This window comes from Pseudomonas sp. GM78, from assembly GCF_000282475.1.
Lineage (GTDB): Bacteria > Pseudomonadota > Gammaproteobacteria > Pseudomonadales > Pseudomonadaceae > Aquipseudomonas.
In genome coordinates, this window is the sequence record NZ_AKJF01000030.1 from 25,196 (window position 1) to 35,494 (window position 10,299).

General features: G+C 60.2%; 10 protein-coding genes and 1 pseudogene. 4 read left to right on the forward strand and 7 right to left on the reverse strand.

What is annotated here, in order from left to right:
* Positions 1-200: 200 nt before the first annotated feature.
* Positions 201-1,175: a cysteine synthase A gene (gene cysK, locus PMI35_RS28130; RefSeq protein ID WP_032831330.1), complete on the reverse strand. Its 975-nt coding sequence runs from the start codon at positions 1,173-1,175 to the stop codon at positions 201-203.
* A gap of 99 nt (positions 1,176-1,274) precedes the next feature.
* Between cysK and PMI35_RS28125 the strand changes: the two genes are divergently transcribed.
* Positions 1,275-2,381, forward strand: coding sequence for a DUF748 domain-containing protein (locus tag PMI35_RS28125; RefSeq protein WP_443217044.1), 1,107 nt, complete (start codon positions 1,275-1,277; stop codon positions 2,379-2,381).
* On the opposite strand, the gene PMI35_RS28120 is transcribed toward PMI35_RS28125, so the two are convergent.
* Together PMI35_RS28120 and PMI35_RS33545 are read right to left on the reverse strand one after the other, a co-directional pair.
* Entirely contained in the window at positions 2,378-2,878 is a 501-nt protein-coding gene (locus PMI35_RS28120; protein WP_008055442.1) for a DUF2442 domain-containing protein, read from the reverse strand. The two genes, PMI35_RS28125 and PMI35_RS28120, sit on opposite strands and share 4 nt — an antisense overlap.
* Positions 2,866-3,093 (reverse strand): annotated as a pseudogene (locus tag PMI35_RS33545) (DUF4160 domain-containing protein). Before PMI35_RS33545 ends, PMI35_RS28120 begins: the two are co-directional and overlap by 13 nt.
* A 228-nt stretch (positions 3,094-3,321) precedes the next feature.
* Here PMI35_RS33545 and PMI35_RS28115 point away from each other — a divergent pair.
* Both PMI35_RS28115 and PMI35_RS28110 read left to right on the forward strand, forming a co-directional pair.
* Entirely contained in the window at positions 3,322-4,167 is an 846-nt protein-coding gene (locus PMI35_RS28115) for an AAA family ATPase (protein WP_008055443.1), read from the forward strand.
* A gap of 18 nt (positions 4,168-4,185) precedes the next feature.
* On the forward strand, positions 4,186-5,364 hold the full coding sequence (locus PMI35_RS28110) for a vWA domain-containing protein (RefSeq protein WP_008055445.1): 1,179 nt from the start codon (positions 4,186-4,188) through the stop codon (positions 5,362-5,364).
* A gap of 118 nt (positions 5,365-5,482) precedes the next feature.
* Here the strand turns inward: PMI35_RS28110 and PMI35_RS28105 are convergent, their stop codons facing one another.
* From PMI35_RS28105 to PMI35_RS28090, 4 genes are all read right to left on the reverse strand, one after another.
* A complete protein-coding gene (locus PMI35_RS28105) occupies positions 5,483-6,409 on the reverse strand; it encodes a biotin-dependent carboxyltransferase family protein (protein WP_008055448.1) in 927 nt (308 codons plus the stop codon).
* Positions 6,406-7,110 (reverse strand): 5-oxoprolinase subunit PxpB, encoded by a 705-nt coding sequence (gene pxpB / locus PMI35_RS28100; protein ID WP_008055450.1) that lies wholly within the window; start codon positions 7,108-7,110, stop codon positions 6,406-6,408. The genes PMI35_RS28105 and pxpB overlap by 4 nt, the downstream gene beginning before the upstream one ends.
* Positions 7,107-7,859: a 5-oxoprolinase subunit PxpA gene (locus PMI35_RS28095; RefSeq protein ID WP_008055452.1), complete on the reverse strand. Its 753-nt coding sequence runs from the start codon at positions 7,857-7,859 to the stop codon at positions 7,107-7,109. Before PMI35_RS28095 ends, pxpB begins: the two co-directional genes overlap by 4 nt.
* 73 nt (positions 7,860-7,932) lie before the next feature.
* Positions 7,933-9,219 carry an MFS transporter gene (locus tag PMI35_RS28090; RefSeq protein WP_008055455.1) on the reverse strand — a complete coding sequence of 429 codons (1,287 nt, stop codon included), beginning with the start codon at positions 9,217-9,219 and terminating at the stop codon, positions 7,933-7,935.
* A gap of 147 nt (positions 9,220-9,366) precedes the next feature.
* Between PMI35_RS28090 and PMI35_RS28085 the strand changes: the two genes are divergently transcribed.
* Entirely contained in the window at positions 9,367-10,281 is a 915-nt protein-coding gene (locus PMI35_RS28085; RefSeq protein ID WP_008055457.1) for a LysR family transcriptional regulator, read from the forward strand.
* Positions 10,282-10,299 lie beyond the last annotated feature (18 nt).

The window sequence follows — 10,299 nt, forward strand, 5'->3', positions numbered from 1 at the left end:
ACGCCATTCCCCGACGCGGCCGTTGGCATGATAACCACTACCAATCACGGGAAAAACCCGTGTAACCCGAGATACAGTGTCAAGCAATGCGTAACAAAGCATTTCTTAACACAAGGTGCCTGAACACTTGCTGATCCGGGTCACTCACACCTGATGAAGAAGGGAGGCCCCCTCTCCATCATTTGAACCTTCGCCAGCGGTTACTGCTGATTCTCCTGCTCGGTAAACAGATCGCTGAACAGCATGCTCGACAAGTAACGTTCACCGGAATCCGGAAGGATCACCACGATAGTCTTGCCCTGCATTTCCGGGGTCTCCGCCAGGCGTACCGCCACGGCCATCGCGGCGCCGCAGGAGATGCCGCACAGGATGCCTTCTTCCTGCATCAAGCGCAGGGCCATGGCCTTGGACTCCTCGTCGGTGACCAGCTCTACCCGGTCGACGATCGACAGGTCGAGGTTATTCGGCACAAAACCGGCACCGATGCCCTGGATCTTGTGCGGGCTCGGCTTGATTTCTTCACCGGCCAACTTTTGCGAAATCACCGGTGATACAGCGGGCTCCACCGCCACCGAGACGATTGGTTTGCCCTGGGTATTCTTGATATACCGCGAAACGCCGGTAATGGTTCCGCCTGTTCCGACACCTGCCACCAATACGTCCACGGCACCGTCGGTATCGTTCCAGATCTCGGGCCCGGTGGTTTTTTCGTGGATGGCGGGGTTCGCCGGGTTGTCGAACTGCGCCGGCATGAAATAGCGCGCCGGATCGCTGGCGACGATGTCCCCAGCCTTCTCGATCGCACCTTTCATGCCCTTGGCCGGCTCGGTCAGCACCAGTTCCGCCCCCAGTGCCTTGAGTACCTTGCGCCGCTCGATGCTCATGGATGCCGGCATGGTCAGCATCAATTTATAGCCACGGGCGGCGGCAACGAAGGCCAGGCCGATGCCGGTGTTGCCGGAGGTCGGCTCGACGATGGTCATGCCCGGCTTGAGCCTGCCGGTGCTTTCGGCGTCCCAGATCATGTTGGCGCCAATCCGGCACTTGACCGAGTAACCGGGGTTGCGCCCCTCTATCTTGGCCAGGATGGTGACGCCGCGCGGCGCGATACGGTTGATCTGCACCAACGGCGTGTTGCCGATGGAATGGGCATTGTCAGCGTAGATACGGCTCATGGCTGGGTCCTTAACGACAGCATTGAAATAGGGCATCAAGGTAAGCCTCTTGCCCTTGGGCGTCCAGTCAGGTCGAACGACCGGATGTGTGCGCAGTCAATGGCTATAGAACGCCAGAGAATTACCACCATGAAACGTCGATACCGCTGGCCGTTGTGGAGCTTCGCCGGCCTCGTTGTGCTGCTGGTTGCCCTGCATTTCGCCCTGCCCTACCTGGTGCGCGACTACCTCAATGACCGGCTGGCGAACATGGGCGATTACCGCGGCCAGATAGCCGACGTGGACCTGGCCCTGTGGCGCGGTGCCTACAAGATCAACGGCCTGAAAATCGTCAAGGTCGAGGGCAAGGTACCTGTTCCGTTCGTCAATGCGCCGCTGATCGACCTCTCGGTCAGCTGGCACTCCCTGTGGTACGACCACGCGGTGGTCGCCGAAGTGAAGTTCGTCAAGCCCGAGGTCAACTTCGTCGACGGTGGGGCCAACAAGAAAAACTCGCAAACCGGCGAAGGCACCGACTGGCGCGCCCAACTGGGTAAATTGCTGCCGATCACCCTCGACGAAGTGCAGATCGACGATGGCAAGGTCAGTTTTCGCAACTTCAACTCCAAACCACCGGTGAACATGAATGCCACCAAAGTCGACCTGAACATCTACAACCTGACCAACGTGGTCGATTCCAAAGGCAAGCGCGACGCCCGCTTCGAAGGCAAGGCACTGCTGCTGGGGCACGCCCCCCTGGAAACCACGGCCACGTTCGATCCACTGAGCAACTTCGAGGATTTCGAATTTCGCATGCGGGCCCGGGACATTCAGCTCAAACGCATGAACGACTTCGCATCGGCCTACGGCAAGTTTGATTTCAATGCCGGCCACGGCGATGTGGTCATCGAAGCCGAGGCGAAAAAAGCCAAATTGACCGGTTACATCAAACCGCTGCTCAAGGATGTCGACGTGTTCAACTGGCAACAGGATGTGGAAAACAAGGACAAAGGTATTTTTCGTTCCATCTGGGAGGCTCTGGTCGGCGGCTCTGAAACCGTGCTGAAAAACCAGGCCAAGAACCAGTTTGCCACCCGGGTTGAGCTACGCGGCAACGTCCATCAAAAAGATATCAGCGCGTTCGAGGCGTTTTTGCAGATTTTACGCAATGGTTTCATTCAGGCATTCAATGCCCAATACGAACGACCCAAGCCGGACGCCGGTTAACGCTTGCGCGTGACGGTGTAGCGCCCGGTTTCTTCGGCTGCCCGTAGCGGACTGGCTTGCTGTTGCAGGAAGTCCCATCCCAGGCAGGCCAGGGCCAGTGAGCGCGGTACCGCCTCTCGGCCACTACTGTAGCGGCTGATGCTGCGGGCGCTGACCCCCAGTGCCTCGGCGGCCTGATTGAGCGGCAATCCGGTGCGAGCACGCCAGTCGATGAAGATCCGGGTATTTTCGTCCGAAGCGTTTTGCGCAAGCGCATCCAGGTACAAGGTGTCGGCACCGATCTGGATGTCCTGCCCGGGCCACTCCACACACCAGCCGTCATCCCCCAGCGTGGCACCCTCGAAAGCCTCTCCCTGCAAGGGTTGCAAGCCCGCAAAGGCCTGCAGGTCGCGACTCAGGTCCAGGGTAAGCTGTTGACCATCGATGAACGTCAGCGCCAGCCGATAGTCCGGCAATACACCCACTGCCGATAGTCGTGGTCGCTTCATGGGTAACATCGTTTCCAATCCTCCAGCAATTGCACCTGATGGGACCTGACCCACTCCAGCGCTTCCTTGATAATCAGCGGCGGTGCCTTGCCACCATTACTTCGACGGTTTCCAGGCTCAGCATGACATCCAGCCCGCCACCGGTCAGATGAACGTGGGGGGGGATGATCTTTCTCGCGCAGTTGAATGCGATACGTATCTCGAAATCGATATTTAGTAGACATGCCCGACAAGCTATCGCCAAAATGGCGATAGCTTAATACTGGCCAGCGGCCTCGACTGAGTCAAGATGTGACGCTCCATTCAGAGACTGAATAAGCCGTCTGCGTTCACAGTCGACCGGACACCGCGTTATAGTCAGACCTGACCATTTTATTGCACCTTATTGCACCTTTTATTGCACCCTGCGCCCTGCCTCGCTCAGGCCGGCGTTACCGTTCGAGGATTAGCAGATGAAGTTCGAAGGCACCCAGGCCTACGTCGCCACCGATGACCTTAAACTGGCGGTCAACGCCGCCATCACCCTGGAGCGGCCGCTGCTGGTCAAGGGCGAACCAGGCACCGGCAAGACCATGCTCGCCGAGCAACTGGCCGATTCCTTTGGCGCCAAGCTGATCACCTGGCACATCAAATCCACCACCAAGGCCCACCAGGGCCTGTACGAGTACGACGCGGTCAGCCGCCTGCGCGATTCGCAGCTCGGCACGGAAAAGGTCCACGACGTTCGCAACTACCTGAAAAAGGGCAAGCTCTGGGAAGCGTTCGAGTCCGAAGAGCGCGTGATCCTGCTGATCGACGAAATCGACAAGGCCGACATCGAGTTCCCCAACGACCTGCTGCAAGAACTCGACAAGATGGAGTTCTACGTCTACGAGATCGACGAGACCATCAAGGCCAAGAAACGTCCGATCATCATCATCACCTCCAACAACGAGAAAGAACTGCCGGACGCCTTCCTGCGCCGCTGCTTCTTCCACTACATCGCGTTCCCGGATCGCACCACGATGCAGCGGATCGTCGACGTGCACTACCCGGACATCAAGAAAGACCTGGTCAGCGAGGCGCTGGACGTGTTCTTCGACGTGCGCAAGGTGCCGGGCCTGAAGAAGAAGCCTTCGACCTCCGAGCTGGTGGACTGGCTGAAGCTGCTGATGGCCGACAATATCGGCGAAGCGGTGTTGCGCGAACGCGATCCGACCAAGGCCATCCCGCCGCTGGCAGGCGCGTTGGTGAAGAACGAACAGGACGTGCAACTGCTTGAGCGCCTGGCGTTCATGAGCCGTCGCGGCAGTCGTTGATCATCTGGGGCAAATGCCATGCTGCTCAATCTGTTCAATGAAATGCGTGCAGCCAAGGTGCCGGTTTCGGTGCGCGAGCTGCTGGACCTGATCAACGCGCTTAAACAGCGCGTGACCTTCGCCGACATGGACGAGTTCTATTACTTGTCCCGGGCGATCCTGGTGAAGGACGAAAAGCATTTCGACAAGTTCGACCGGGCCTTCGGGGCCTACTTCAATGGCCTGGAAAAGCTCGACGATCACCTCCAGGCGTTGATTCCGGAAGACTGGCTGCGCAAGGAATTCGAACGTTCCCTGACCGATGAAGAACGGGCGGCGATCCAGTCCCTCGGTGGCCTGGACAAGCTGATCGAAGAATTCAAGAAACGCCTGGAAGAACAGAAGGAACGCCATGCCGGCGGCAACAAGTGGATCGGCACCGGTGGTACCAGCCCGTTCGGTTCCGGCGGTTTCAACCCGGAAGGCATTCGGGTTGGCGATGCCGGCAAGCGCCAGGGCAAGGCCGTGAAAGTCTGGGACCAACGCGAGTACAAGAACCTCGACGACTCGGTGGAACTGGGCACGCGCAACATCAAGGTCGCCCTGCGCCGCTTGCGCAAATTCGCCCGCCAGGGTGCCGCCGAAGAACTCGATATCGATGGCACCATCGACCACACCGCCAAGGATGCCGGGCTGCTGAACATCCAGATGCGCCCGGAACGGCGCAACACGGTCAAGCTGTTGCTGCTGTTCGACATCGGCGGCTCGATGGACGCCCACGTGAAGATCTGCGAGGAGCTGTTCTCGGCCTGCAAGACCGAGTTCAAGCACCTGGAGTACTTCTACTTCCACAACTTCATTTATGAATCGGTGTGGAAGAACAACATGCGCCGCACCTCCGAACGCACCTCGACCATGGACCTGCTGCATAAATACGGCGCAGACTACAAAGTGATCTTCATCGGCGACGCCGCGATGGCGCCCTACGAAATCACTCAGGCCGGTGGCAGCGTCGAGCACTGGAACGAAGAAGCCGGCTACGTGTGGATGCAGCGGTTCAAGGAGAAGTACAAGAAGCTCATCTGGATCAACCCGTACCCGAAAGATACCTGGGGCTATACCTCGTCGACCAATATCGTTCGGGATTTGATTGAGGACCAGATGTATCCGCTGACCCTTCGGGGGTTGGAGGAAGGGATGCGGTTTTTGTCCAAATAATCTCGGTTGCCTGGACTGGCGTCATCGCGGGCAAGCCCGCTCCCACAGGGTTAAAAGTTGATCACAGTAAGTGTGAACAATATTAATCCTTGTGGGAGCGGGCTTGCCCGCGATGCTTTTAGCGGTTCAAAAACCTGCGCAAGTACTCGACCTGCTCGCGATGCGCCACCTCCTGCACCACCGGCCGCAACCGCACCTGCGCCCCCGGCAGGCACTGCGCCAATCGCGCCAGCGCCAACGGCGTCAATGCCCCCAACCGCGGATAACCGCCAATGGTCTGCCGATCATTGAGCAGCACGATCGGCTGCCCGTCCGGCGGCACCTGTACAGCGCCCAATGGAATCCCCTCGGAAATCATCGGCTTGCCCTGATACTGCAACGCCGTACCCAACAGGCGAATACCCATCCGGTCGGCACGGCTGTCGAGGCTCCACACGCTGTTGAAGGCATCGAACAGACTCTGCCCGCTGAACTCACCGATCTGCGCACCGAGCACCAGGTCCAACGGCGTATCAAGCTTCAAGTCCGGACGCTGATCTGCGCTCAATTCGCGCAGCAACATCACCGAGTTGCCCGAATAGCTCAAGCGTGCGCCTTTATCCAGCGCACGCCCCATGCCATCCAGTCCGCCGAGTTCCTCACGAACCACCGTCGCGCTGCTGCCCAACACCTTTGGCGCATCGAAGCCACCCGGCGCGGCCAGGTAGGCCCGGGCGCCGAGCAATGGCTGGGTGAATTGCAATTGCTGGCCCTTTTGCAGCCTGAAGCTGCGCCAAGGTGCCAGCGGCTCGCCGTCCACCTTCGCCCCCAGATCGGCCCCGGCCAACGCCAGTACGCAATCGTCTTGCGCCACGACGGTGAACCCGCCGAGGGTGATTTCGATCACCGGCGCATCCAGCCCGTTACCCAGCAACCAGTTGGCCCAGGACATCGAACGCCAATCAGCCGCGCCGCCCTGGGTCACGCCCAGATGCCGCACGCCGAAACGGCCGGCGTCCTGCAACAGGCACAGCGGTGTACTCGCTTCAATCGTCAGACGGCTCATGCCTGCGCCTCCAATGGCGTGTCGTCACCGCCCAGGTTGATGAACTCGGCGTGGCCGACCGCTTCGAAACGCACGGTGTCGCCCGGTTGCATCAGGCTGTAGCCGTCACGGTTGCGGTCGAACAATTTGGCCGGTGTGCGGCCGATCAAGTTCCAGCCGCCGGGGGATACCACCGGATAGGCGGCCGTCTGCCGTTCGGCGATACCGACACTGCCCGCGGCGACCTTCTTGCGCGGCGTGCTCAGGCGCGGTGCGGCGAGCAGCTCTTCCACCAGGCCCATGAAAGCGAACCCCGGTGCGAAGCCCAGGGCGAACACCTGATACTCACGTTCGCTATGACGGCGGATCACCTCTTCCACTGCCAGACCGCTACGTTGTGACAACAAGCTCAACTCCGGACCGACACTCAAGTCGTACCACACCGGCAGCACATGGCATTTGCCACGGGTGCGCGCATTCGGCGACAGGTCGATCAGCGCCTGGGCAATCAATTCCCGGGCCTGAGACGGACTGAGCGCGGTCAAATCGTAATGCACCATCAAGGTCGTGTAGGACGGCACCAGGTCGATCAGGTGTTCACCAAATGCTGCCCGCAGACTTTCGCTGGCCGCCAGCATCCATGGCATGTTGGCTTCGGCGATTTCATCGAACAGACGCACCATCAGGCAATCGAGCGCGACCACTTCTACCCGCAGTTTCATGACGCGCCCTGCTGATTCAAGGCTTCACGAATGCGCCGCACGGCGGCCACCGAACTGGCATTGTCGCCGTGCACGCACAGGGTGTTGGCCTGTAAGTGCAAGGCGCTGCCGTCACTGGCGGTGAGGTGATCGCCACGGGCAATGATCAACGCCTGCTCGATGATTTTCTCCGGATCGTGATGCACCGCCCCCGGCAGTTGCCGCGAGACCAGCATGCCAGCGCTGTCGTAGGCGCGGTCGGCGAAGGCTTCGAACCACAGGGTCACACCGTACTCCTCGCCCAACTGCTGCGCGGCACTGTTGTCGCGGGTGGCCATCAGCATCAACGGCAGGCTGCGGTCATAGGACGCCACCGCTTGCAGCACGGCGCGCAATTGCGCGGGGTTGGCCATCATGTCGTTGTACATCGCGCCGTGGGGTTTGACGTAGCTGATCCGCCCGCCCTGGGCCCGGCAGATGCCGTCGAGGGCGCCGATCTGGTAATGCAGGATGTCCTGCAGTTCCTGGGCGGTATAGGCCATGGAGCGGCGGCCAAAACCGACCAGGTCCTGATAGGCCGGATGCGCGCCGATCTGCACACCGTGGCTGAGGGCCAGGCTGACGGTCTTGCGCATGATGCTCGGGTCGCCGGCATGGAAACCGCAGGCGATGTTGGCGCAATCGATGAAGGGCATGACCTCCGCGTCCAGACCCATGGTCCAGTTACCGAAACTCTCGCCGATGTCGCAGTTCAATAGCAGGCGGCTCACGATGAACACTCCTGTAGGCTTTATTCTTTTTAGCTGCCGGACATATCCGTAGGACATGCCCGCAGGTTATCAGTTACTGGGCGTCGAGTTGCTTGCCACGGGTTTCCGGCAAACTCAGGGCCGCGAGGATCACCACGCCGTAGGACACCGCCGCGAAGGCACCGATCCCGACGCTCAGTGGCACCGTCTGGCTCAGCAAGCCGATCAGCAGCGGGAACAACGCCGCCAACGCCCGACCGATGTTGTAGCAAAAGCCTTGGCCTGAACCGCGAATCCGCGTTGGAAACAGCTCGGTCAGGAACGAACCCATGCCGCTGAAAATCCCCGAGGCGAAGAAGCCCAGTGGGAAGCCCAGCCACAGCATCACGCCGTTGCTGACCGGCAATTGGGTGTACAGCAGCACAATGGTGAACGAGCCGACAGCGAACAGGATGAAGTTCTTCTTGCGACCGAGGATGTCGGTCAAATAGGCACTGATGACGTAACCGACGTAGGAACCGACGATCACCATCGCCAGATAACCGCCGGTGCCGAGTACGCTCAAACCGCGTTCGTTCTTCAGGAAGGTCGGCAGCCAGGACGTAATCGCGTAGTAACCGCCCAGCGCACCGGTGGTCAGCAGCGAAGCGCGAATGGTGGTGAAGAGCATGCCGGGGGCGAAGATCTCGTAGAACTTCGACGGATTGCTCGGGGCCTCCTTGGCCTTGGCTTCACGGTAGATTTCCGGGTCCTTGACCAGGCGACGCACGAAGATCACGAAAATCGCCGGCACGATGCCGAGGATGAACAGAGCGCGCCAGGCATCTTCCGGCGGCATGATCGAGAACAGCAGCGCGTACAGGATCGCGGTCAGGCCCCAGCCCAGCGCCCAGCCCGATTGCACCATGCCCACGGCCTTGCCGCGGTCCTGGGCGCGGATCACTTCGCCGATCAGCACCGCGCCGGCGGTCCATTCGCCGCCGAAACCGAAGCCCATCAGGGTCCGCGCAATCAGCAGTTGTTCGTAGTTTTGGGCGAAACCGCAAAGGAAGGTGAAGAAGGCAAACCACAGCACCGTCAGTTGCAAAGTGCGCACACGGCCGATGCGGTCGGAGAGAATCCCCGCCACCCAGCCACCAATGGCCGAAGCGATCAGCGTGCTGGTGTGGATCAGCCCGGCCTGGCCGGTAGTGATGCCCCACATGGCAATCAGGGTCGGCACCACGAAGCTGAGCATCTGGGTGTCCATGCCATCCAGGCCATAGCCGATCTTGCAGCTCCAGAAGGTGCGGCGTTCCTGCTGATTGATGTTGCGATACCAGTCGAAAGGTCCGGGGCGAGCCGTGGCTTTCGGAATGGCGGTGGTGTCGGGCGCACTCATGGCAAATCTCCGCGCTGGTTTTATTGGTATTGTTCTGAGCCCCGACGACGCCTATCGTGGGAACCGGATGTGTCGATTCTTGGACGCGCCAGCCCTCTGCGTCCAACTAATAAAAACCCGCCCTAGCCATAAGAAAAACTTGATCACATGAACCTGAAGTTTCTCGAGACATTCGTCTGGGTCGCCCGGCTCAAGAGTTTCCGCCTCACCGCCGACAAGCTCTTCACCACCCAGGCGTCGATTTCCAGCCGCATCGCCGTGCTCGAAGGCGAGCTTGGGGTGAAGCTGTTCCTGCGCGACTCGCGCGGTGTGAGCCTGACGCCGGAAGGCTTGAAAGTGCTCGAATACGCCGAGCAGATGATGGACACCATGCAGGCACTCAAGCAGTCGATCGAGACCCGTTCGAGCAAGGCCGGGCGCGTGCGCATCGGCGTGATGGACACGGTGATCCACACCTGGCTGAGCCCGTTGGTGGCGCAGATGACCGATCACTACCCGCTGGTGGAAATCGAACTGGTGGCCGATACCTCGCTCAACCTCTGCGATCAGCTGCAAAAAGGCTTTCTCGATGTGATTCTGCAAACCGATCTGCTGCGCCAGGAAAGCGTGCGCAGCCTGGAACTGGCCAGCCACCCCATGGGCTGGATCGTCGCCAGCAATTCGCTCTACAACCGCGACTACTCAGGCATCGCCGACCTGGCCAATGAACGGATCATTACCTACTCGAAAAACTCCCACCCGCATCAGGAAGTGCTCGCCCTGATGCAGGCCAACGGCGTGCTGGCGCCACGGCTGAACTGCGTGAACTCGGTCTCGGCGATCACCCGGTTGCTGCGTGACGGCTTTGGCATCGGTGCCTTGCCGCCGGTGCTGGTGGCCGAGGAGCTGGCACGGGGTGAACTGACCTTGCTGGACATCGACCAGCGACCACCGGACCTGCAAGTGGTGGTGTCGTGGCGGGTGGGCGTGGAATGGGTCGAGGAGATCGTGACGTTGTGCCAGCAGGTGCTGGAGGGGTATGCGCGTCGGGTGGGTGAAAATTACATCGTTCTAAATCGTTGAAGATCAAAAGATCGCAGC